The 22,947-nt window shown below is 70.6% G+C and carries 20 protein-coding genes; 8 read left to right on the forward strand and 12 right to left on the reverse strand.

The annotated features are described in order from the left end of the window. Positions 1 to 181: 181 nt before the first annotated feature. The 8 genes from HEB94_RS38805 to HEB94_RS38840 are packed head-to-tail and all read right to left on the reverse strand — an operon-like array spanning position 182 to position 9,886. Positions 182 to 1,798 carry a hypothetical protein gene (locus HEB94_RS38805; protein WP_192754450.1) on the reverse strand — a complete coding sequence of 539 codons (1,617 nt, stop codon included), beginning with the start codon at positions 1,796 to 1,798 and terminating at the stop codon, positions 182 to 184. Beyond that, positions 1,795 to 3,336 carry a polysaccharide deacetylase family protein gene (locus tag HEB94_RS38810; RefSeq protein ID WP_192754451.1) on the reverse strand — a complete coding sequence of 514 codons (1,542 nt, stop codon included), beginning with the start codon at positions 3,334 to 3,336 and terminating at the stop codon, positions 1,795 to 1,797. The genes HEB94_RS38805 and HEB94_RS38810 overlap by 4 nt, the downstream gene beginning before the upstream one ends. A gap of 41 nt (positions 3,337 to 3,377) precedes the next feature. Next, complete coding sequence (locus HEB94_RS38815) at positions 3,378 to 4,184, reverse strand: ATP-binding cassette domain-containing protein (RefSeq protein WP_192754452.1); 807 nt, start codon at positions 4,182 to 4,184, stop codon at positions 3,378 to 3,380. Then, on the reverse strand, positions 4,168 to 5,295 hold the full coding sequence (locus tag HEB94_RS38820; RefSeq protein ID WP_192754453.1) for an ABC transporter ATP-binding protein: 1,128 nt from the start codon (positions 5,293 to 5,295) through the stop codon (positions 4,168 to 4,170). Before HEB94_RS38820 ends, HEB94_RS38815 begins: the two co-directional genes overlap by 17 nt. Beyond that, positions 5,292 to 6,158, reverse strand: a complete 867-nt coding sequence (locus tag HEB94_RS38825) for an ABC transporter permease (protein WP_337918226.1) — start codon at positions 6,156 to 6,158, stop codon at positions 5,292 to 5,294. Before HEB94_RS38825 ends, HEB94_RS38820 begins: the two co-directional genes overlap by 4 nt. Next, positions 6,155 to 7,177 (reverse strand): ABC transporter permease subunit, encoded by a 1,023-nt coding sequence (locus HEB94_RS38830; protein WP_192754455.1) that lies wholly within the window; start codon positions 7,175 to 7,177, stop codon positions 6,155 to 6,157. The genes HEB94_RS38825 and HEB94_RS38830 overlap by 4 nt, the downstream gene beginning before the upstream one ends. A gap of 1 nt (position 7,178) precedes the next feature. After that, on the reverse strand, positions 7,179 to 8,063 hold the full coding sequence (locus HEB94_RS38835; protein WP_192754456.1) for a Gfo/Idh/MocA family protein: 885 nt from the start codon (positions 8,061 to 8,063) through the stop codon (positions 7,179 to 7,181). Next, positions 8,060 to 9,886: a peptide ABC transporter substrate-binding protein gene (locus tag HEB94_RS38840; protein WP_192754457.1), complete on the reverse strand. Its 1,827-nt coding sequence runs from the start codon at positions 9,884 to 9,886 to the stop codon at positions 8,060 to 8,062. Before HEB94_RS38840 ends, HEB94_RS38835 begins: the two co-directional genes overlap by 4 nt. Positions 9,887 to 10,223: 337 nt before the next feature. Between HEB94_RS38840 and HEB94_RS38845 the strand changes: the two genes are divergently transcribed. Genes HEB94_RS38845 through HEB94_RS38855 form a run of 3 tightly spaced genes read left to right on the forward strand, consistent with a single transcriptional unit; the run spans position 10,224 to position 13,356 of the window. Continuing rightward, complete coding sequence (locus tag HEB94_RS38845) at positions 10,224 to 11,246, forward strand: NAD-dependent epimerase/dehydratase family protein (protein ID WP_337918227.1); 1,023 nt, start codon at positions 10,224 to 10,226, stop codon at positions 11,244 to 11,246. Beyond that, a complete protein-coding gene (locus tag HEB94_RS38850; RefSeq protein ID WP_192754458.1) occupies positions 11,246 to 12,304 on the forward strand; it encodes a dihydrodipicolinate synthase family protein in 1,059 nt (352 codons plus the stop codon). Before HEB94_RS38845 ends, HEB94_RS38850 begins: the two co-directional genes overlap by 1 nt. Beyond that, positions 12,301 to 13,356, forward strand: a complete 1,056-nt coding sequence (locus tag HEB94_RS38855; RefSeq protein WP_337918228.1) for a hydroxyacid dehydrogenase — start codon at positions 12,301 to 12,303, stop codon at positions 13,354 to 13,356. The genes HEB94_RS38850 and HEB94_RS38855 overlap by 4 nt, the downstream gene beginning before the upstream one ends. A gap of 11 nt (positions 13,357 to 13,367) precedes the next feature. Here the strand turns inward: HEB94_RS38855 and HEB94_RS38860 are convergent, their stop codons facing one another. After that, complete coding sequence (locus tag HEB94_RS38860) at positions 13,368 to 14,663, reverse strand: HTH domain-containing protein (protein ID WP_192754459.1); 1,296 nt, start codon at positions 14,661 to 14,663, stop codon at positions 13,368 to 13,370. 101 nt (positions 14,664 to 14,764) lie between these two features. Between HEB94_RS38860 and HEB94_RS38865 the strand changes: the two genes are divergently transcribed. After that, a complete protein-coding gene (locus tag HEB94_RS38865; protein WP_192754460.1) occupies positions 14,765 to 15,745 on the forward strand; it encodes a dihydrodipicolinate synthase family protein in 981 nt (326 codons plus the stop codon). A gap of 101 nt (positions 15,746 to 15,846) precedes the next feature. Here the strand turns inward: HEB94_RS38865 and HEB94_RS38870 are convergent, their stop codons facing one another. After that, positions 15,847 to 16,305 carry a hypothetical protein gene (locus HEB94_RS38870; protein WP_192754461.1) on the reverse strand — a complete coding sequence of 153 codons (459 nt, stop codon included), beginning with the start codon at positions 16,303 to 16,305 and terminating at the stop codon, positions 15,847 to 15,849. Between the two features lie 99 nt (positions 16,306 to 16,404). Between HEB94_RS38870 and HEB94_RS38875 the strand changes: the two genes are divergently transcribed. The 3 genes from HEB94_RS38875 to HEB94_RS51655 all read left to right on the forward strand — a co-directional run bounded on the left by HEB94_RS38875 (position 16,405) and on the right by HEB94_RS51655 (position 18,383). Beyond that, entirely contained in the window at positions 16,405 to 17,541 is a 1,137-nt protein-coding gene (locus tag HEB94_RS38875) for a WXG100 family type VII secretion target (RefSeq protein ID WP_192754462.1), read from the forward strand. 102 nt (positions 17,542 to 17,643) lie between these two features. Beyond that, complete coding sequence (locus HEB94_RS38880; protein ID WP_192754463.1) at positions 17,644 to 18,054, forward strand: YbaB/EbfC family nucleoid-associated protein; 411 nt, start codon at positions 17,644 to 17,646, stop codon at positions 18,052 to 18,054. Next, positions 18,051 to 18,383, forward strand: a complete 333-nt coding sequence (locus HEB94_RS51655) for a YbaB/EbfC family nucleoid-associated protein (RefSeq protein WP_192754464.1) — start codon at positions 18,051 to 18,053, stop codon at positions 18,381 to 18,383. The genes HEB94_RS38880 and HEB94_RS51655 overlap by 4 nt, the downstream gene beginning before the upstream one ends. Positions 18,384 to 18,509: 126 nt before the next feature. Here HEB94_RS51655 and HEB94_RS38890 read toward each other — a convergent pair whose 3' ends face one another. Both HEB94_RS38890 and dapA read right to left on the reverse strand, forming a co-directional pair. Beyond that, positions 18,510 to 20,201, reverse strand: coding sequence for a ribonuclease J (locus HEB94_RS38890; protein WP_192754465.1), 1,692 nt, complete (start codon positions 20,199 to 20,201; stop codon positions 18,510 to 18,512). After that, the gene (gene dapA, locus HEB94_RS38895) at positions 20,198 to 21,115 is read right to left on the reverse strand and encodes a 4-hydroxy-tetrahydrodipicolinate synthase (RefSeq protein ID WP_192754466.1); all 918 of its coding nucleotides are present in this window, start codon (positions 21,113 to 21,115) and stop codon (positions 20,198 to 20,200) included. The genes HEB94_RS38890 and dapA overlap by 4 nt, the downstream gene beginning before the upstream one ends. 392 nt (positions 21,116 to 21,507) lie before the next feature. On the opposite strand from dapA, the gene thrS reads away from it, so the two are divergent. Then, on the forward strand, positions 21,508 to 22,881 hold the full coding sequence (gene thrS, locus HEB94_RS38900; RefSeq protein ID WP_192754467.1) for a threonine--tRNA ligase: 1,374 nt from the start codon (positions 21,508 to 21,510) through the stop codon (positions 22,879 to 22,881). Positions 22,882 to 22,947: the final 66 nt, after the last annotated feature.

Genomic DNA, 22,947 nt, shown 5'->3' on the forward strand with positions numbered 1-22,947 from the left:
GTCCGGTCGAGCAGACAGGGACGGTCGCCTGTCCGGCGCCCGCGTCCCGGCGCCGCCGCGTCCCCTCCGCGCGACGGCACCGGATCGCGGTGGTCAGCGTTCGTCAGCGTCCGTCAGGTCCTGACAGGACCTGTCAGGTCGGGTCAGGACCTGACAGACGCCGTCTGGTCCGCCTGGTTCCTCAGTTTCCCCGTCGCGCGTACCAGTTGAGCTCCGCGACACACAGGACCAGCGACCCCGAACTCGGCTGCACCTGCCAGCCGTCGTAGATCGCCCGGGCGTGGGTGAACACCGCGCGATCCCACCAGGCGACCGCCATCCATCGGGGTGCCTGGAGGTACTGCCCGGAGGGAGCGAGGCCGCCACTGCCGTCCACCCGCACGTATGTCGTCGCGATGCCCTCGGGCGTGGTCGTCGCGAGGTTGCGGGTGTAGGTGCGGGCGAGGCGTTCGAGGTCGGGGGTCTGGAAGTGCACTCCGGCCCGGTGTGCGAGGACCGCGAAGTCGGCCTCGATCGCGCCGTGGCTCGTGTCCTCGTACTGCTGGGCGCCGACACCGTTCGAGCCGTAGGCCGGGGTGTAGGCGGAGACGTCGGTCGCGGGATCACCGGACTTGGCGAAACCGGTGTACATCTGGCTCGACGTCGGCCAGTAGTGCCAGATCGCGGCCTGGTCCGCGTCGACCTCGATCTGGCCGGCGAACATCCGGGCCAGCCGCGCCGCCCGGTCCCGGTACGTCGAGTCCCGGGTCGCCCGCACCAGTTCGAGGTAGGTCCGGCCGAGGGCGACGCTCTGGTTGATGGGCTGGACGGTCCCGTCGTAGGGCACCGGCATGCCCTTCGGCCACCTGAAGGCACCGAGCCCGTCCTCGCCCGCCTCCCACTCCGGGTCGTGGACGGCGACCGCGGCCCGGACCGCCTCGAGGTACTCGGCGGCCTTCGCGCCATACCGCCGGCGAAGCCGTGGCTCGGCGTACACCGTCGCGACGAACGTGGCGATGGGATAGGTGATCATGCCGGTGTGCACGGCGAAGATCACCGGCTGGGACGTCAGTCCGAACGCCCCCCACCGGGGCGGCGCGGCGGCCGTCGGAGTCGGCCGCAGGTCCCGCGCCGTGACCATGGTCGGGGTGGGATAGGCGTCGTAGACCCGACGTACGACGTAATCGGCGCTGGCCGGGTCCATCGTCACGTCGGCGAAGGTGGCCGTCGCGCCGGTGCGGGCGTTGCTCACCTCGAGGGTGAACCGGTCGACGGAACTCCCGGCCCGCACGGTCGCGGTGGTCTGGTCGGCGTAGGTCAGTGCGCTGCGTACCTCGAGAACGTCCAGCCCCGCGTCGTCGGTGAGCCGGACCGCGCCCACGGTGTACGGGTTGGCCGCCCGCCAGGCCGGCTGTGACCGCCCGGTGTAGTCGGTGACCCCACGCGCGCTGTCCCGGACACCCAGCACCAGGTCGGTGTTGTGGACGAGCCGGTCGAGGTAGTAGGTGTCGCGGTAGGCGGCGTACATCCGCATGAAGGCGGCCAGCACGTACGACTGGCCCCAGGCGAGACCGCCGGCCTCGTTGGGCTGGTCGGGCTGGCCCGCGCCGCCGCTGTCGTGGAAGAGCCGGTCGAAGGTGTCGAAGGTGTCGCGCGCGGTGTAGTCGAACCCGCTGCCGTCCGCCGTCGTGGCCAGCGCGGGAGCGCCGGACCATCCTTCGAACGCGGACGTTCCGAGCAGGCCCGCTCCGCCCCACGCGAGGGCGGAGGCGCCGACTCCACGCAGGAACCCGCGCCGGCCGGGTGGCTGGTCGCTCATGCCGACACCTTCGTCCCGACGACGACGGTGAACTGCGACGTCCCTTCCGGTAGGTCGGCCGCGAGCTCCAGCAGCCGTCGTCCGTGCCGGGTCACGACCGCACAGGTCGCCGCTCCGTCGGCCACACTGACGGAGGCGTCGGCGGCGAGTCCCGGAACCGCCACCAGAACCCCGGTGGCCTTCATCGCCTCGCGGGCGGACACCGCGATTCGCAGCTCTCCCGAACCCGCGCCGGGTTCGACCGAGAGCCGGACACCGCGGCGGGAGCGTTCCCAGTCGTTCAGCTGCTCGCTGGTCCACCACTGCATGCCGCGGCGCCGCGCCTCGACGGCGACCTCCCGGCAGGCCTGCGCGACGTAGGGCTTGGTGTGCAGGTGAGCCGAGTGGAACAGGAAGTGGGCCACGCCGTGCAGGGCGAGGACCTCCTCGAGGATGACGTCCCGGATCGACGCGTGGCTCGCCCAGGCGAGGTCCTGGGTGTGCAGCGGAAGCTCGAGGACGTCGATCAGGCGGTTGCGCTCGCCGGCACCGGCCATCGGGAAGCTCAGGTGGCAGGAGCCGAAGGGGAACCCGACGTTGCCCTGTTTGCTCGGACCGCGCGACTGGTCGATCCTGATCCCGACCTTCTCACTCCACAGGAAGAAGTCGTCCCAGCCCTCCCAGCGGGTGTAGTGGTTCTTGTTCGAGACGATGTTCTCCCGGCCGGTCAGGGCCTGCGCCCAGGCGTACTGCGCGCGCAGCTGTGGCCAGCCCCACGAGGCGATGTCGGCGTCCCCCATCGCGTTGTAGTGCAGGGCCTGTTCGTGCCCGCGCGCCGCGATCTCCTCGACGACCTCCGGGGCGTAGCCACCGGGGTAGCAGTGGCACCAGGTCACCTTCACCCCCGCCTCGTCGAAGACCCGCAGCCCGCTGAGCGCCTGCTCGGAGACGTTGCCGTCGGAGTCGTGCGACATGTGCGCGACTGCGGGAACCCCGGCCGGCCAGTAGTACAGCCAGGGCAGGGTCACCCCGGCGGCCGCAGCCGCGTCGAAGAGCACGTCGAGGAACGACAGCCGCAGCCGGTCGGCGGTGCCCTGGTGAAAGATCGGCGCGGCGGCGGGCGGCGGGTAGACGTGCGGGAACGCACCATCGGCGCCGGCCTCACCGGGCGGCAGCGCACGGTCGTCGGCGTAGGACAGCACGATCCCGTCGTCGCACTTGAGCAGTCCGTCGTCGACCGGAGCGGAGCCGTCGGGTGCGGGCACTCCGTCGGTCTCGACCGGGATGCCCTGCTGGATCGACACGATCCGTTCCCAGATGCCGGGGTCGAACGCCCACTCGCCCGTCGCCGTCACCACCCGCCCTTCCCGGGCGTACACCGCGATACCTCCCGCCGCCACCCGGGCGGCCGCGCGGTCGTGCGGGACGACGTCGTAGGGCACCCGCAGGTGGTCGAGGACCTCGGTGGAGTAGAGCCACCAGGCGTTGGTGTCCTGCTCGTGGGCGGCCACGATGGCGTCCTCGTCGAGCACCACCGCGACCGGACTGGTCGCACTCACGTGACTTCCTCCTTCGACCGGACGCTCGGGCGGGAGGGCCCTCACGACCGGAGGCTGTTCGAACCGCGGACGGGTAGGACCGCCGCGAGCAGGTCCCGGGTGTAGGTGTCCTTCGGAGCGCGGAAGAGCTCCTCGGTGGGAGCGAGTTCGACCACCCGCCCGTGCCGCATCACCGCGACCCGGTTGGCGAGGCGTTCGACGACCGCGAGATTGTGGGAGATGAACAGACAGGTCAGGCCGAGCCGCTCCCGCAGGTCGACCAGCAGGTTGAGGATCTGGGCCTGGATCGAGACGTCCAGGGCGGACGTGGGTTCGTCACAGACCAGCAGGTCCGGCTTGAGGGCCAGGGCGCGGGCGATCGCGATGCGCTGTTGCTGCCCGCCGGAGAACTGTCGCGGATACAGGTCTGCCAACCGAGGGTTGACACCGACCAGCTCCAGCAGCCGGAGTGCCTCCTCCCGCCGGCCCTGTTTGTCAGCGATCCGGTGCAGGCGCAGCGGCTCCGCGACGTTGGCGGCGGCGGTGTAGTGCGGGAGCAGCGATCCGTAGGGGTTCTGGAAGACCATCTGCATCCGCCGGCGCACCCCGCGCAGGTCCGCGGCCGGGACCGACGCGAGATCGGTGCCGTCGAAGAGCACCCGTCCACTGGTCGGCGACTGCAGCCACATGAGCAGGCGCGCGACCGTCGACTTGCCGCTGCCGCTCTCGCCCACCAGTCCGAGCGTCTCGCCCCGCGCCACGTCGAGGGTCACGTCGTCGACGGCGAGGACGTCGCCGCCCGGCGTCGAGAAGACCTTGCTGAGATTCTCCGCACGGATCAGGGTCGTGGCCTCAGCGCTCGGCGCCATCGGTCACCGCCTTCCAGCAGGCCGCCTCGCGACCGGCGGAGATCGGGAGCAGCTCCTGGTCGGTGAGGCAACGCGGCCGCTCCGCCTGACCGCACCGCGGATGGAACGCGCACCCCTGCGGGCGCCGGGCCAGGTCGGGCGGGCTGCCCTGGATGGACACGAGGGGGCGGTGCCGCTCGCCCAGCTCCACGCAGGAGCCGAGCAGGCCCACGGCGTACGGATGCTTCGGCGCGTCGAGCAGTTCGTGGGTCGGTGCGCGTTCGACCACCCGGCCGGCGTACATCACCACCACGTCGTCACAGAAGTACCTCGCGACACCGAGATCGTGGGTGATCATCACGATGCCGGTGCCGCGGCTCTTCACCTCGACCAGAAGGTCGAGGATCTGCCGCTGCACCGTGACGTCGACGGCCGTCGTCGGCTCGTCGGCGATGAGGAGCGCGGGCTCGGTCAGCATCGCCATCGCGATCATCGCGCGCTGGCGCATCCCGCCGGAGAGCTGGAAGGGGTAGGTCCGGATCCGGCGTTCGGGCTCGGGGATGCCGACGTCGCCGAGTGCCCGGACGGCACGCTCGCGGGCCTCGGCCTTTCCGCAGACGCCGTGCCAGAGCAGGTGCTCGGTGAGTTGGCGTTCCAGGGTGAGGGTGGGGTTCATCGCCTCCATGGCGTTCTGGAACACCATGCCGATGTCGCGTCCACGGACCCGGCGCATCTCGCGTTCGGACAGCGTCAGCAGGTCACGCCCCGGCTGGTCCGCGACCACGCGCGCCCGCTCCCGCCGGCCGGCCCGTCGGGACGGGGCCGCCGCTCGGCCTGGTCCGGGCTCCTCCCTCCGGGCCGCCTCGCGGTTGAACCACACCTGCCCGCCCGCCACCGTCGCGGTGCGTGGCAGGAGCCGCATCAAGGTGCGCGCGGTGACGGTCTTGCCGCTGCCGCTCTCCCCCACGATGGCGAGCGCCCGGCCGGCGTGCAGGTCGAAACTCACGCCGTCGACCGCCGGCACGATCTCCCGGCCGTTGCGGAACCGCGTGCGCAGGTCGCGCACCGACAGCAGGGGCGCGGTCGCGGCGCCGCGCTCCCGGGCCGGATCCGTCACCAGATCGGTACTCATCGCTGCTCCGCGGTCGGGTCGAACGCGTCCCGGAGTCCGTCACCGACCCAGGTGAACGCCAGCAGGGTCAACGCGAAGAGCAGGGCGGGGAACACCATCACCTGCGGCGCGGCGAGGAGGTAGCGCATCCCGTCGGTGATCATGGCGCCCCACGAGGGTGTCGGCGGCTGGACTCCCAGACCCAGCAGCGCGAGCCCCGCCTCCGCCGAGACCGCCGCCGGGATCGCGAAGCTCGTCGTGACGAGGATCGGTCCGATGGCGTTGGGCAGGATGTACTTGACGGCGATGGTGGGACCCCGGGCACCCATCGCGCGGGCGGCCTCGACGTACTCACGTTGTTTGATCGTCAGCACCTGCGCACGCACCAACCGCGCCTGGGTCACCCACGACGCGATGCCGATGGCGAGCATCAGGGCGAAGACACTGCGGCCGAGGACCGTGACCAGGACGACCGCGAACAGGTAGCTCGGGAACGCGTACATCACGTCGGTGAAGCCCATCAGGCCCTGCTCGACCCGACCGCCGCGGTAGCCCGCCACCAGCCCGATCACCAGGGCCAGCGCCAGGGCCGTGAGCTCGGCACCGAAGGCCACCAGCAACGCGGTCCGCAGCCCGTAGACGAGCCGGCTCGCGATGTCGCGTCCGAGCAGGTCGGTGCCGAGCAGGTGCCCTTCGCTCCCGATCGGGGCCAGCCGCGCGTCGTAGTCGGTCTCGGCGTAGTGATGCGGTGCGACCAGCGGCGCCGCGACGGCCAGGAGCACAAGCAGCCCGCAGAAGACCAGACTCCCCAGGGCCAGTCGGTTGGCGCGGAACCTGTCCCAGGCGCGGGCCCACTGGCCCTTCGGCCGGGCGGCCTCTGTCACAACGCTTCCTGCGGCGAGATCCTCTGCGACGCCCTCCGAGATCGCGATCGTCCCCACCCCCCTTCGGCGCGGATACGTGGGTCGAGTACGCCGTAGACGAGGTCGACGACGAGGTTGGTGACCATCAGGATCACCGCGAAGAACAGCGTGCTTCCCATCAGCAGTGGCATGTCCCGGCTCGCGGCGGCACTCGCGAAGTAAAGGCCGAGGCCCGGGATGCGGAACAACGCCTCGATGAACACCGTGCCAGTCATGAGTCCGGCGAGGAGCGGGCCGACGACGGTCACCAGCGGGATCAGTGAGTTGCGCAACGCGTGCCGGATGATGACCGTTCGCCGGGGACCGCCCTTCGCGTACGCCGCCGTGACGTACTCCTCCCGCAGCGTCTCGAGCATGCTGGAGCGCACGTAGCGCGCGAGGACGGCGGCCGGCCCGATGGCGAGCGCGAGCACCGGCATCACCAGGTTGCGTGGACCCTGGAACCCGCTCGAGGGCAGCACGTGCAGGGTGGCGGTGAACAGCAACACGAGGAACGCCGCACTCAGGAAGCCCGGCAGCGCGTGCCCCAGGGTCACGAGGAACATCATCCCGTGATCGGCGACGGAGTTCTGCCGCAGCGCTGCGAAGACACCGACCGGCAAGGCGATGAGCAGGGCGAGCAGCACCGACAGCAGAGCCAGCGTCGCCGAGACCGGGAACGCCTTGGCGATGATGTCCTGGACGTCGAGCGTCGGGTACTTGTACGACGGACCGAAGTCCCAGGTGACCGCGCCCTTCATGAAGATGAGGTACTGCTTCCAGACGGGGACGTCCGCGCCGTACCGCGACTCGAACGCGCTGGCGACGGCCTCGGTACCCGCCGACCCGATCGTCGACGCACCACTGCTGATCCGCTGGATATCGGCGAAGTTGCCGGGCGCCAACTGCAGCAGGGTGAAGGTGATGAGCGAGACCGCCACCAGGGACAGGACGAGCCGCAGCAACCGCCGGCCGAGGTAGGCGAGGAACCCCGTCCCCACGTCAGGCTCCGGCGAGGACCGACGCCACGCTGACCCGCGCACCGTCGCGTTCGGCGGACAGGACCCCCGCCCGCAGCACCGCGAGCAGTTCGAGGGTCTCCTCCGGCGCCACCGGCGGCGTACCGGTGCGGGCCATCTCGACCGCGGCGCGAACCTGACCGGAGTAGAAGCCGTCGAAGTCGGCGATCCGGACGGCGTGCAGGCCCTCCTTGCCGTACATCGTGAGGTGGAAGGCGTAGGCGGCGTCGCGCAGCGTCTCGACCACCGCGGTGGGTCCGTCGGCGTAGGACAGCACCGCGACGTCCCGGTCGGGCCAGGTGAAGCGCTGCACCCACTCGACGCCGCCGCCGACCGCGGCGTAGAGCTGTTCGACCGCGTGGACACCGTAGTAGTACCACTCGCCCGGACCCACGCTCACCACGGAGGAGAGGGCGCCCAGGGCGGCGATCCGCTCGCGGTCGGCCTCCAGCTCCACCGCGAAGCGCAACGCCGAGGAGCTAGTCACCGGGGTGCCTCGCTTCGCGGCCACGGCGAACAGCTCCTGGGCCTGCGCCAGGTCGACCGCCATCGGTTTGTCGAGGAACGTCGGGACGCCCGCCTCCACGAACGGTCGGGCCAGTGGAACGTGGTTGGCGCCGCCACCGGTGTCGTCCACGACCAAGACGAGGTCGGTCTCGCCGATCTTCGCGGTCGGTTCGGTCACGACCTCGGGGATGTCGTAGGTCTTCGCCAGCGTCGGCGCGTCGGGCTGGTTGGGGCGCAGTTCACCGCCCCACACCCAGGTGACCCGCGCTCCGTCGGCGACGGAGCGCTCGTTGAGCAGGCGCGCGAACGCGCCCGCGTGCGAAGTGTTGACGCCGACCAGGCCGACTCTCAGCTCGCTCATGCACTGCCCTTCTCGATGCTGATGCCCTTGAAGTAGAAGAAGTCCGGCGCGGCGCGCAGTTCCAACCCCTTGACGGTGGGGCGAACGGCGTACATCGCGTCCTGCCACATCAGCGGGAAGTACAGGAACTGCTCGTCGCGCAACTTCGCAGCTTGCTTGAAGAGCTGGAGCTGCGCGGCTTCGTCTCGGGTCGCGGACGCCTGCGTCACGAGCTGGCCGATCTGCTTGGAGGGCGCGGTCGCCTTGGTCGCCAGGATCGCGTCGAGCTGCTGGTTGCGCTGGACCGGCGTGAGCTCGGAGTCGCTCTCGATCTGCTGGTAGCGGGCCCAGTCGGCCGCCGGGAGGCTGAGCTTCTGGACGTCCTTCGGCCCCCACAGGACTCCGACCATCACCGGCCAGGTGTGCAGTCCGGCGAAGGTACCGAAGTAGAAGCCGATGTAGTCGCCCGTCTGGACCTTCCAGCGGCGCTCGACGTAGGTGCCGGACTCCACGATGTCGGCCCTGGCCTGGATGCCGAGGTTCTTCTTCCAGGAGTCGATGACCACATCGACCATCGGCGACTGGGTACCGGCCAGGATGCGGACGGTCGGCAGTCCCTTGCCACCGGGGTAGCCCGCCTGCGCGAGGAGCTGCCGTGCCTCCTCGACGTTCTCCCGCACCGCGAGGCTCGGGTCCCAGCCGGGTGTGTCGTCGACGACCAGGGACGTCGCAGGCCGCAGTCCGGGGCCGATCTTGGCGAGGTCGGCCCGCCCCGCGGACAGCGCGAGTGCCCGCCGGACCCGCACGTCGTCCAGGGCGGGGTTCTCGCTGCGCAGCTTGGCGAGGTAGCTGATGGAGTACGTCGGCACCGAGCGCAGCTGCTTGGACAGCTCCGGGTCGTTCTTGAACCGGAGCGCGTCGGCGTCGGTGACCCCCACGATGTCGACCTCGCCGTTCTCGTACGGAACGGTGGCGGTTCCCGTCGCGACGGCCTCCGTCAGCGTGATCTCGATGCGGGTCAGGAAGACCTTCCCCCGGTCCCAGTAGTTCTCGTTGGGGACGAGCGTCATCGAGGAGTTCTGCGTCCAGGTGGAGAGCTTGAACGGACCGTTGGACACGAGGGTGCCGGGGTTCTGCCACTCCTTCGGCTGCGCCTCCACCGTGTCCATGTGCAGCGGGAGCATCGCCGGGTGGGTCAGCCCGAGGAGGAAGCCGGGGTTGGGGTTCTTCAGGGTCAGGACGAGCTCGTGGTCGCCGCTCGCCTTCACCCCGACCTGCGACCAGTCGGTGAGCGTCCCGGCGAGGTGCTCCTCGGCACCCTTGATCCCGGTCGCCGCCTGGTAGGAGTTGGCACCCATGGTGGTGCCGCCGGCCGCGGCCGAGCTCGGTGTGAACAGCCGCTTCAGGGTCCGTTCGAAGTCCGACGCGACGACGGGATCGCCGTTGGACCACTTCGCCGTCGTACGGAGTTGGAAGGTGTAGACGAGTCCGTCCGGCGAGATCGTCCACCGCTCCGCGACCGCCGGGATGACGTCGCTGCCCTTGGAGTTCTGCGAGACCAGCCCCTCGAAGACGCCACGCAGGGCGAGCCACATGCCGTCGGTGATGACCTGCGGGTCGATCACCGCGAAGTTGGGGAAGCCGAGCCGCATCACCTGGGTGGGCTTGCCGTCGCCGGATCCATCGCCCCCGGGGTCGGTGCCGGCACCGCTTTCTTCGAAGATCGAGCAGCCGCTGAGCACACCCGCTCCGGCCGCGATGGTGAGGAAGCTGGCGCCGCGCAGGATCTCACGTCGGCTCGGGCCAGAAGCGGCCATGCCGCGGGAGCGGTCACGCTCGAACATGGGTGCCCCCAGGGGTTCTCGGGCTGGCGTCTGAATTACGGTCCTGACCGTAGGACTCGCTCTCCACCGGTGTCAATGGCGTGGTCGCGACCATCGCTCCCGAACGGCAACCGCTTCCCGACGAGGATGTGACCGGACCGGTCGAGTCCGGCTCCGGCCCACGGTCGGCGCTCCGCACGTTGACGCTGCGACACATCGCTAGATACGGTCTTGACCGTTAATGTGGGGACGTATTCGCCTGCCCGGCAGGATGCGCGAAACCTCCGCGCGCGTCGTCGTCGCGACGAGAATGAGCGGCGGAAGGCGGCGGGGACCAGGCGCGGGAAGGAAGACCAGGGTGTTCGACTCCGACGAAGAACTGGAACAACGGTTGGCCGAACCCCCTCCCCGGCTGGTCGCGGACCTCGCCGGGATGGACGGCGACCTCGTGGTCCTCGGTGCGGGCGGAAAGATGGGGCCGAGCCTGTGCCACCTCGCCCGACGCGGACTCGACGCGGCCGGGCGTTCCGACGTGGAGGTCGTCGCCGTCTCCCGGTGGAGCGACCCCGAGGTCGAGAAGGGGCTGCGCGAACGCGGCGTACGGACCGTGCGCTTCGACCTGTCCCCCGACGCCGATCTGGCGGGCCTGCCGGACGCCGGAAACGTCGTCTACATGGTCGGCGCGAAGTTCGGTTCCGCGGCCGCGCCGGCGCAGACCTGGGCGGTCAACGCGTTCCTTCCCGCCGCGGTGGCGCGCCGCTACGCCGACGCCCGGATCGCGGCGTTCTCCACCGGCAACGTCTATCCGCTGGTCCCGGTCGCCGACGGCGGCTGCACCGAGGACCATCGGCCCGACCCGGTGGGTGAGTACGCCATGTCCTGCCTCGGCCGCGAGCGCGCGTTCGAGTACGCCAGTGAGCGGCACGGCACCCGCGTGACGTTGCTGCGGCTCAACTACGCCGTCGACCTGCGCTACGGCGTTCTCGCCGACGTCGCACGGAGCGTCCACGCCGGTGAGCCGGTCGACGTCACCACCGGGCACGTCAACGTCGTCTGGCAGGCCTACGCCAACGAGGTCGCGCTCCGCTCGCTCCTGCATGCGGCCAGCCCGGCGGTGGCGCTGAACGTCACCGGCCCGGAGACGCTCTCCGTACGCCGTCTCGCCGCCCGTTTCGGCCAACTCCTCGACGCGTCGCCGGTCATCGCCGGTGAGGAGGCGCCGACCGCGCTGTTGTCCGACGCCACCCGCTGCCACGCGCTCTTCGGCTACCCCGAACTCTCCGTCGGCGCGCTGGTGGAGGCACAGGCCGCCTGGATACGGAAGGGCGGCACCCTGTGGGACAAGCCGACCAAGTTCCAGCGCCGGGACGGGCGGTTCTGATGGCACCCGCGCTGCCCGCTCCCGAGGCGAGCCTGCTCGCCCGCGGCTGCGTGATCCCCGCCCACCCGCTGGCCCTGACCGTGGACCGGCGGCTCGACGAGCGCCGGCAACGTGCTCTCACCCGTTACTATGCGGCCGCCGGAGCGGGCGGCGTCGCCATCGGCGTGCACACCACGCAGTTCGCGATCCGCTCCGCCGGGCTGCTCCAGCCGGTCCTCGAACTCGCCGCCGAGACCGTGGCCGAGGCCGCCGCCGACCGGCCGTTCCTACGCATCGCCGGCGCGGTCGGCGACGTCCAGCAGGCGGTCCGGGAGGCCGAGCTCGCCGCCGGACTGGGCTACCACGCCGTCCTCCTCGGGCCGGCGGTCTCCGGCGAGCTCGACGAGCAGGACCTGCTGTTGCGGGCCAAGGCCGTCGGCGAGGTGTTGCCGGTCTTCGGGTTCTACCTGCAGCAAGCGGTCGGAGGGCGCTACCTCTCCCGCGCCTTCTGGCGCGACCTCGCCGACCTGCCGTGCGTGGTGGCGGCGAAGATCGCGCCGTTCGACCGCTACCGCACGCTGGAGGCGGTCCGCGGGATCGCGGAGGCCGACCGGGGCAGCGAGGTCGCTCTCTACACCGGCAACGACGACACCATCGTCACCGACCTGCTCGCGCCCGTGTCCGCGGAGGTCGGCGGCCAGATGGTGCAGCGCCGGATCGTCGGCGGACTGCTCGGACAGTGGGCGGTCTGGACCCGCCACGCCGTCCGGATGCTCGACCGCGTACGCAGCGCGTGGGACGGCGACGACGCCGAACTCCGCGCTCTGCTGGCCGAGAGCTCCCGCGTCACCGAGGCCAACGCCGCCGTCTTCGACGCGGCCAACGGGTTCGCTGGCTGCATCGCGGGCGTCCACGAGGTGCTGCGCCGGCAGGGCCTGCTCGAGGGCACCTGGTGCCTCGACCCGCACGAACGCCTCTCTCCCGGCCAGGCCGCCGAGATCGCGCGCGTCTGCGCGGCCTATCCCGAGCTCACCGACGACGAGTTCGTCGCGGCGCACCTGGACGAGTGGCTGCGGTGAGCGGTCCAGGTCGCCCAGGCGCCGCGGCACCTCCGCCCGACGGCCTGAAGGTGAAGGTGGCCGTCGCCCTGCCGCCGGAGCTGCGCGAGATGTTCTTCCCGGCCGCCCACTGGTCCCGGCTGGTCGACGCGTACGAGACGACCCTCGTTCGCGGTGACCACCGCGACCCCGAGGTGGTCGGCGCGTTGCTCGCCGAGACCGGCGCGCAGGTACTGCTCAGCGGCTGGGGTACGGCGCGACTCGAGGATCGCGTGCTCGCGGCCGCTCCGGACCTGCGCCTGCTCGCGCACACCGGCGCGACGGTCAAGCCGCTGGTCAGCGAGGAGTCGTGGCGGCGAGGGGTGCGCGTCACCCAGGCCGGGCAGGCGATGGCGCCGGGGGTGGCCGAGGCGGCACTCGCCCACACCCTCGCCCTGCTGCACGGCCTGCACCGCTTCGACCACGCGATGCGGACCGGTACGCCGTGGGAGCAGGCCCAGCTCGCCCCACCGCGCCGGGAGCTGCACGGCAGCACCGTCGGCGTCGTCGGCGCCTCCCGGACCGGCCGCGCCTACCTCACGATGGTCCTCGCCCTCGGCGCGAACGTCCTCGTCCACGACCCCTACCTCGACGACGCCGAAGCGGCTGAGCTCGGCGTGCGTCGGTGCGGGCTGGACGAGCTCCTCCGCGCCTCCCGGGTGGTGGCCGTGCACGCGCCCGTCCTGCCCGAGACCCACCACCTGCTGGGCGCCCGCGAGCTCGCGCTGCTCACCGACGGCGCGATGCTCGTCAACACGGCGCGGTCCTGGCTCGTGGACCAGGCCGCCCTGCTCGCCGAACTGAGGTCGGGCCGGATCGACGCCGCCCTCGACGTGTACGACGAGGAGCCGTTGCCGGTCGACCACCCGTTCCGGGCGCTCCCCAACGCGCTGCTCGTCCCCCACCAGGCGGGCGGCACGCTGGAGGCCCGATGGCGCGCCGCCGACCTGCTGATCGAGGAGATCGGCCGCTTCGGTGCCGGGCTACCGCTTCGACACGAGGTGACGCGGGACCAGCTCGCCCGGATGGGTTGACGGAGGCAGGCTCACAGTTCGACGTGGTAGACGACCGGCGGGCGGCCCATCTGCCCCTCGTTCAACGTGCCCACCGGCACCGCCGCGCCGGCCCGCTCCAGCCGCTTCAACAGTCGGCGCGCGCTGCGTTCCTGGATCGAGAACGCCTGCGCCAGCTCGGTGGCCGTGACGCGGCCCTCCTGCGCCGACTGCAGGAACTGTCGCAGCGACAACAGCGTGCTCCGGCTCATCCCGAGCCGCTGGGCGAGTCGCCCCAGGTCGGTGGGCGCGCTGCCCTCCGGTGCTGCCACCGCGGTCAGCACGATGTCGGCGTCGTGTGGTGCGGACAGGACCGCGGCGACGTCGCCCTGGGCGCGGGCGCGCGCGAGCGCCCGCGACGCGTGTGCGGCCGCCTCGCCGGCCGAACGTCCGATCCCGAGCCCGACGAGGACCCGCTCGTGGCGGGCGGCCAGGCGTTCGAGGAACGGCGCCGCCCGGAAGTCGTCGGTGACCCGCTCGAGGGGTCCGCGGGTGGTGACGAGGAGGTACCGCTCGGCGTCGATCCGCACGACGGCGCCACCCAGCTCACCGAGGTCGCGTTCTAGCCGCGGGTCGGCGCGTTCCAGCTCGACGAAGCCCAGGGCCACCTGCGCGTCGGAGTGGTGGCGGTTGCGCGTCTGCAGGGCGAGTTCGTCCACGGCGCCCCGGATGTCGCGCGGTGAGGGCGCCAACCGGACGACCAGCATCTCCTTGCGGAGCACGTCGTAGGCCGAGCGCAGACAGGTGACCGCCACCGTCGCGCCCTCGTCCTCGCGGGCCTGCCGGTGGAATGCCACGACGTCGCGGGAACGCACTTCGCGCCGGTAGACCATCGTCCGCGCGACGTCCTCGGCCAACCCGGCCTCGGCCAGGGTCTCGCTCACCTCGGCCGGATCCAGGGTGTCGATACTGATCCTGGTCAGGTCCTGCCCCTCCCGGCCGAGCCGGAAGAGCGCCGCGAGCAGGGTGAGACCGCTGTAGGACACGTGGCGTGCCGGGAGGGTGACCACCCCCTCGGCCTCGGCGATCGCGTGGGGCACCACCCCGGTGAACAGCCAGGCGTCGACGTCGTCCGCGTGTTCGCGGAGGATTCGCGCGGTCTCCTGCTCCTGACGGTAGGGAAGGCGCAGCGCCCGTAGCGCCGGCGCCGCCTCCACGACCTCGGCGACCCGGGGCACCAGGTCGGCCGGACCGACGATCCCGAAGGTCAGCGCGCGGTCCGGACGAGGTGCGGTCCGGCGGGCGCGCTGGTCGGAGCGGCCGTCGGTGCGCCGCTCGCGTGTCTGCATGTTGCGTACGTTACGGCCTTGGCCGTAATCGCCTCCTCACCAGGCCGACTTCGGCGCTGACCGATCCAGGGCGGGAGCCGGACAGGGCAGACTCAGGGTTCATGACGAGGAGCGCACGCATCCCTGACCGTGGTGTGGCGAGCCCACCGGCCGTCGCCGCCGTCCGCGCCGACCTGCGCGGAGGACTGGTCGCCGCGACCCTGACACCGTTCCACCCAGACGGTACGGTCGCCCGGTCCGCGGTCGCGCCGTACGCCGCCGCACTCGCCGCCCAGGGAACACGCGCGCTCGCGGTCGGCGTCCACACCGGCCGCGGCAGCCGGCTCGCGGGTGCCGACCTGCACTGGCTGGTACGGGAGTTCGGACAGGCCTCGGGACTTCCCGTGGTCGCGGGTCTCGCCCTGCCGCCCGGTGCCCCCGTCGACGACCTGCTGCCACTCGCGGTGCGCCTCCGCGAGGCAGGCGCGCGGGCCCTGCTGGTCTCGCCCGTCCCGGGTGCCGACCTCGCGAGCACCGTGAAACTGCACAGTCGCCTCGGCGCGGAGGTCGGGCTGCCCCTCGTCGCCTTCGTCCTCTACCAACGCGCGAGCGGCTACCAGTACGACGTGGAAACCGTCGCCGAACTCGTCCGGCTGCCCTGGGTCTGCGGTGTCAAGCTGGCCCTGCTGGACGACGCGATGGCCTGTCAGGACCTCCTCACGGGTGCGCTGGCCGCCGCACCGGACACGCTGGTGTTCACCGGCGAGGACCGGATGTACGGACCGTCGCTCATGTGGGGCGCCCACGCCGCCCTGCTCGGCATCGCCGCCGCCCTGCCCGGCTGGTCCGCCGCCGTCCTCGACGCCTGGACCGGCGGCGACCACGCGGCGTTCGTCGCGGCCTCCGCCCGTCTGGACGCACTCGCCCGGCTGACGTTCCGCGAACCGATGGAGGGTTACGTTCAGCGGATGGCCTGGGTCGCCGCCTGGCAGCGACTTCTTCCGGCGGAGGTCGCGATCGACCGGTTCGGCCCCGCGCTACCCAACGCCGAACGCCAGCGGCTCGTGCGTGGCCTGGACGCCCTGGCGGAGCGAGTTCCCTAACGCTGCCGGCCACGCCGGTATGGCGGGCACGGCCGGCCGGCTCGATGTAGCGGGCACGGCCGGCCGGCTCGATGTGGCGGGACACCGCTGCCGGACTCACCTCACCAGTCCGGTTCCTTCAACGCGTCCTGGCGTGACCGACCCGACAGCGACTCCAGGTCGGCGAGAAGCTCGGGCGCGGGCTCGTACGTCGTCAAGACCCAGCCGCGGTGGTGTTCGTTCCACAGCGGCTTCGCCGCCGCGATGGTGTCCGGGGCGGGGCTCGCGGTGGGCCAGACGACCAACTGCGTGAACCTCGACGTCGCCCCGACCACCTCTCGCTGGGCGACTCCCCAGCGGTCGACGTCGGACCACGGTATGCGGATCGAGGATTCACCACTTCGGACCGTCAGCTCTTCCCCGCCGACCTGCACCGTCGCGCCGGCGGTGAACGACCTGGCCATGCGGATCCCATAGACGGCGACCGCCACACCGACGGCAAACAACAGTAAACAGAACAACCAAAAGGAGGTGTACAGCAGGGGAATTCCCGAGAACGCCACGGCAACACCGATCGCCATGACGACCCATCCGGAACCGCGTATCTCCGTGTCGACCCGATGAACTCTTTCCACAGCGCCCTCCAGCACCGTCGCACACTCCGAAGATCACCTAAGATGGTGCCGGCCGCCGCCGTAGTGCTTGAGTCTTCGGGAGATCCTCACGCCATGCCAGTCTATGAGCCAGAAACCTTCGCCAAGGCGCTGAACAAGCTCGGCGGCGGGCCCGAGTCCCCGTACGCTCACCTCCTGAACGCGCGGGTCAACCTGTCCGGCGCGGAGCTGCCGATGCTCGCCCTCGGTGTGGCGGGACTCATCTTCGTCAAGGACGATTACGACAACGCCCAGAAGTTCTACCATGGCGAACTCCAGGTTTCCTGCGACAACTTCCGTGGCGTTCTCGATGCCTTGGTGCTCGTCTCGAAGAATTACAAGACTGTCGAGAAGGTAAACCTGGTCGACCCGCGTTTCGCGAAGGACCAGCCCAACGACAAGGTCGATTTAACTCCGTTCGACTTCAGTTCTCCGGACAAGTGGTTGGGTCGGGAACTCATCGTGCTCGGTTCCGCCTGGACGCTCGGAGCGATCTCACTCTTGATCGGCGCCAGTCTCGAGAAGAGCGGTCAGATCTCCGCCGCGGCCGGCGTCTCCACCCTGTTGTGGGCGATGTTCACTCCGATGGACACCGAACTCTCCGCGGCGCAGGACAAGTGGGAGTCGGCCGCCGAACACCTCAACCAGTTCAACATGAAGTTGATCGGCGTCATGACGGAGTTCGGGCAGGCCTGGCGCGACAGCAAGGGGTCCGAGGCCTTCAGAAAGTACATGGACCAACTGTCCGGCGAGGTCCGCGAGGCTGCCCAGCTCATCACGCAGACCGCGAGCACGTTGAAGGCCATCCACGACCACCTCTTCCGGATCCAGACGACATGGGCGGCCTATTCACTCGCGGTTCTCATTCTCCTAATCTCGCTCAAGGCTTTCCAGGTGGCGTCACCACCCAGCTCCGGCTGGGTGAAGGTCGTGATCGAACTCGTCGGCGGAACCGTCACCAAGGCAGTCGGCTACTGGGTCGGAATCATCGGCGAAGCCGCCCGTGCCCTCATTCTGAGTGCCGGAGTCATTCCTTTCAGCCAGCGCGACTTCATCGCCGAGAAGAAGGCATGGAACTACGGCGGCACGAACTACGACGGACTGGATCTGAAGTCGGTTCGCATGTCCACGGCCGACCTCGACACTCTCATCCACAAACGCTGAGCCGACGTTCCTGTCCAGGACACCAGACAGAAATCCGGGCAGAGCACACTGGCACGTCAGCACCACTGCTGTCCTGAAGGGCGAACGGAGAACGTTGCCGGCATGAGCACCGACGAGTACGAGAAGTTGTTGAAGGCGGCGAGCTCCCAGCTCGAGGCGGTGCAGGCGGCCACTGCCAAGTTGGGCTCGATCGAGGGCGCCGGTGAGACCGCCGACGGGAGGGTGCGGGTTCGCGTCATCTCAGGCGCCGTTCGGGCACTTGAGATCGACCCCCGGGCCATGCGGATGGCGTCGGAGGATCTCGCCGCGGCTGTCCTGGAGGCGATCCAGCTCGCTACGGACGACGCCAACCGGAAGATGGCCGAGATCTTCGAGATGGTCGCGCCAGGCGCCGGAGCCAGCATCACCGGGCTCGGTGACCCCACCAAGGCGTCCGAGAGTCCCGACTCCATCCAGGCCAGCATCGACGGAATCATCGAGTCTCTCCAGCGCGGCTTCCGGGAGGGTCTGTGACCGCCGGCGAGCACGCCGCGATGCTGGCCTCGGTTCGTAAGCACCTGACGGTCGCACGCAGAACCGTCCGGACCCTGGAAGACCTCGAGGCGACACTCCTGCGCGTCGGCGAGCACATGGGGAAGTCCGTCGGAGTCGGCGAGGCACTCGAAGGCCGGGTCCGTGCCGAGGTCGCGGCCACGGGTGAGCTGCACGACCTCGCGCTCGACCCGGCACTGTTGTCGATGAATCCGGACGACCTGTCCAAGGCGGTGCTCAGCGCGATCCAGCAGGCGACCGCGGACGCCCGCGCACGCTTCGACACCACCGAGCCGGGCACGCACGCCTGACAGCACCGGAGAGTTCCACCAAGCGGCAGACGAAGGCGCCGCCGCGGTTCCCGTGGGTGATCGCGGCGGCGCCTTCGTGTGCTCGGGCGAGCCACGGCCACCAGCGGCGGCCGTGGCGATCAGCGCTCAGACCTCGACGACCACCGGAATGATCATCGGGCGGCGGCGGTGGGTGTCACTGACCCACTTGCCGATGGTGCGCCGGATCAGCTGCTGGAGCTGGTAGGTGTCGTCGGTGCCCTCGCGGCCGGCACGGCCGAGCGCCTCCTCGATCAACACCCGGGCCGGATCGAACACCGAGTCGTCCTCGGCGAACCCGCGCGCCTTGATCTCCGGACCACCGACCACCTTGCCGTTGACCGAGTCGACCACCACGATGACGGAGATGAACCCCTCCTCACCGAGGATGCGCCGGTCCTTCAGCGAGGTCTCGGTGATGTCACCGACCGTGGAGCCGTCGACGTAGACGTAACCACATTCGACCTTGCCTGCGACCCGCACGACACCGTCGATGAGGTCCACGACGATGCCGTCCTCGGCGACGACCACCCGGTCACGGCGGACGCCGGTCGAGACGGCCAGGTCGGCGTTGGCCCGCATGTGTCGGATCTCGCCGTGAACCGGCAACACGTTGCGCGGCTTCACGATGTTGTAGGCGTACAGCAGCTCACCCGCTGACGCGTGGCCGGAGGTGTGGACCAACGCGTTGCCCTTGTGAACGACGTCGGCGCCCCAGCGGGCCAGGCCGTTGATGACCCGGAAGACGGCGTTCTCGTTGCCGGGGATCAGCGAGGATGCCAGCACCACCGTGTCGCCCGGCTCGATCCGGATCTGCGGATGGTCACGCGCGGCGATCCGCGACAGCGCGGACAGCGGCTCGCCCTGCGACCCGGTCGAGATGAGCACCACCTCGTTGGGCTCGAACTTGTCCACCTCCCGAACGTCGACCACGGTGTTCGGCGGGACGCGCAGGAAGCCGAGGTCGCTCGCGACGCCCATGTTGCGCACCATCGAGCGACCCACGTAGGCGACCTTGCGGCCGTGCTCGACAGCGGCGTCCATCACCTGCTGCACACGGTGCACGTGCGAGGCGAAGCAGGCGACGATGATCCGGCGCTCGGCCCGGGCGAAGATCCGGTCGATCACCGGGGTGATGTCGCGCTCGGAGATGGTGAAGCCGGGCATCTCGGCGTTGGTCGAGTCGACCATGAAGAGGTCGATGCCCTCCTCGCCCAGCCGGGCGAACGCCCGCAGGTCGGTGAGCCGCCCGTCCAGCGGAAGCTGGTCCATCTTGAAGTCGCCGGTGTGCAGCACGGTCCCAGCCGCGGTGCGGATCGCCACCGCCAGCGCGTCCGGGATCGAGTGGTTGACCGCGACGAACTCCAGGTCGAACGGGCCGAACTGCACCCGCTGACGTTCGCGGACGACGTTCTTCTGGACGTCCTTCAGCCGGTGCTCGCGAAGCTTCCCGTCCAGCAGCGCCAGGGTGAGCTGGGAGCCCACGAGCGGGATGTCGGGGCGTTCGCGCAGGAGGTACGGGACGGCGCCGATGTGGTCCTCGTGCCCGTGGGTCAGGACCAGCGCCTCGATGTCGCTGAGCCGATCCCGGATCGGCTCGAAGTCAGGCAGGATCAGGTCGACGCCCGGGTGCTTGTCCTCAGGGAAGAGCACACCACAGTCGACGATGAGCAACCGGCCCTCGTGTTCGAAGACCGTCATGTTGCGCCCGATCTCCCCCAGACCGCCGAGCGGGATCACCCGCAGGGCGCCGGGCGGGAGAGCGGAAGGGGCGGAGAGTTCGGGATGCGGATGACTCATGAGGTCAGTCCGGCCTCCTGCAGGTCCTCGCGAAGGCGACCTATCTGCTCCTCCGTGGCGGGAACCAGCGGTGGACGTACGGCTCGTGAGGGCAGGACGCCCAGCACTTCGAGCGCGGCCTTGGCCATGATCGCTCCTTGGGTACGGGTCATGATCGCCTGGAACGCCGGCACCAGGCGACGATCGATCGAGCGCGCGGACGCGAGGTCGCCGGCGTCGACAGCGCGCACCATGTCGGCATAGTCCCGCGACGCGACGTGCGACACGACACTCACCACGCCGGCCGCACCGAGGGCGAGCAGCGCGAGGTTCCACTCGTCGGCACCGCTGTAGTAGGCGAGATCGGTCCGGGCCAGCACCTCGGTGGTCCCGGCGATCTCACCCTTCGCGTCCTTCACGGCGACGATCCGGTCGTGTTCGGCGAGCCGGATCAGCGTACTGGTCGCGAGAGCGGTGGCCGTTCGGCCCGGAATGTCGTACAACATCACGGGCAGTCCGGTGGAGTCCGCGACCGCCCGGAAGTGCGCCAGCAGGCCTTCCTGGGGTGGCTTGTTGTAGTAGGGCGTCACCACCAGCAGCCCGTGCGCGCCGGCCTTCTCCGCCTGCTCCGACAGTTCGATGGTGTGCCGGGTGTCGTTGGTGCCGGTCCCGGCGATCACGGCCGCGCGGTCACCGACCGCCTCCACCACGGCGCGGATCAGCGCCTCCTTCTCAGCGTCGGAGGTCGTGGGCGACTCACCGGTGGTGCCGCTGATCACGAGCCCGTCGTTGCCGTTGTCGACAAGGTGGGTGGCGAGCCGCTGCGCGGCGGTGAGATCGACTTCACCGTCCGGCGTGAACGGCGTGACCATCGCGGTGAGGACGCGGCCGAAGGGCGCGTGGGTCGCGCCGGCAGGCGTTGAGCTAGGGGCCATGAGACCTCACGCTACCGGTCCGCGGCCGGTCACCGGAGGCGGCTGGGCCACTGAGCGCCCACCCGTCCGTGCCGAAGCCGATCCGGCCGGAATGTTCCCGCCCGCGGAGCCCGCCGGCAGGAAATCTGCCGGTCCCGGTCGGAGCGGGGGCGGAGGTCACCCACACCCGGCCGAAAGTCGCTCCCGGAGCGGCCGCGATGTCGGGTAACCTCGACGCGTGAACCACGCGTCGGCCCAGTTCCACACGACGACGCCGTACGTCGCTTCCTCGCGACGCAGCGGCCTCGTCACATCGACCAACCGTCGATAACGGCCGCGCGCGGCCCGGGAGCGATTCCCGGGCCGTAACCGCTTGGGGTCGCTCCCTTCGTTTCCGAAGAAGGAGAACCCCGATGGTGTCTTTCCAGTCCCAGTCCTACGTGCCTCAGCCGGCCGCACCCCAGCCGGCCGCGCCCCAGCCGCCCGTGCCCCAGCCGCCCAACGTGGCACCGGACGCCGCGGCCTGCGCCGACGCCGATCCGCCCCACGAGAGTCCCCGCGACCACCGCCGCCTCGGCCGGGAGCTCAGGATCTTCGCCAGTGACGAGCTGGTCGGCGCCGGATTCCCGCTGTGGCTTCCAGACGGCGCCGCGATCATCGCCGAGCTGGAGCGCTACATCCTGCAGGCCGAACGCCGGATGGGCTACCGGCACGTGCGCACCCCTCCAGTCGGCAAGCGCGAGCTGTACGAGCGCTCGGGGCACTGGCAACACTTCGGGCCGGACATCTTCCCGCCGATCCCGGTCGGCGGCGACGAGCTCGTCCTCCGCCCCGTCATGTGCCCGCACCATGCGCTCGTCTACCGGTCCCGGCAACGCAGCCACCGCGAACTCCCCCTGCGGATCGGAGAGTTCGGCCCGATGTTTCGGATGGAGCGCTCCGGGGTGGTGGGTGGGCTGACCCGGGTGCGCGGCATCACCCTCAACGACGCCCACGTCTTCTGTCCGCCGGAGCAGGCGGCGAACGAGGCGGCGCTGGTCCTGCGGATGATCGACGACGCGTACGCCGCACTCGGAATCGAGGCCGCCTACCACCGGCTCTCCCTGCGCGGCCCAGCCGAGGCGGGGAAGTCCTACGCAGGCACCGAGGCGATGTGGCAGGAGGCCGAGGCCATCCTGCGGGACGCACTGGCCCAGCACGGCGTGGCGTTCCAGGAGGCTGCCGGGGAGGCCGCGTTCTACGGCCCGAAGATCGACATCCAGGTGTACGACGCGCAGGGTCGGGAGTTCACCCTCTCCACCGTGCAGGTCGATCTCTACCAGCCGGAGCAGTTCGATCTCGAGTACGTCGCATCGGACGGCGGCCGGCGCCGACCGGCCATGGTGCACCGGAGCGTGCTCGCGTCCATGGAACGCATGGTCGCCTACCTGCTCGAGGCGTACGCCGGCGCGCTGCCGCCCTGGCTCGCGCCCGTGCAGGTGCTCGTGATCCCGGTCGGGTCCGAGCAGGCCGACGCGGCGTGGGAGCTGGCCGGGCAGGCGGAGGCGGCCGGACTCAGGGTCGAGGTCGACGACCGGGACGAGACCCTCGGCGCCCGGATCCGGGCAGCCCAGCCGCGCCGGGCCCCCTACGTCGTGGTCGTCGGGCCGCGCGAGGCCGACGCGGGAGCGGTCGCGGTACGCCTTCGCGGCGGTCGGCAACTTCCCCCGATGCCGAGGGAGGAGTTCCTCCGTCGGGTGCGGGCGGGCGTGGATGCCCGGCAGCGGGACGTCGCGCTGGACGGGTGACAGGGCCTGAACGATCGAGGTCCGGGAAACCGGTCACGGGCGGATGCTCCGATGACCGGTTTCCCC

The sequence above is a fragment of the Actinopolymorpha pittospori genome (genome assembly GCF_014873875.1).
Taxonomy (GTDB): domain Bacteria; phylum Actinomycetota; class Actinomycetes; order Propionibacteriales; family Actinopolymorphaceae; genus Actinopolymorpha; species Actinopolymorpha pittospori.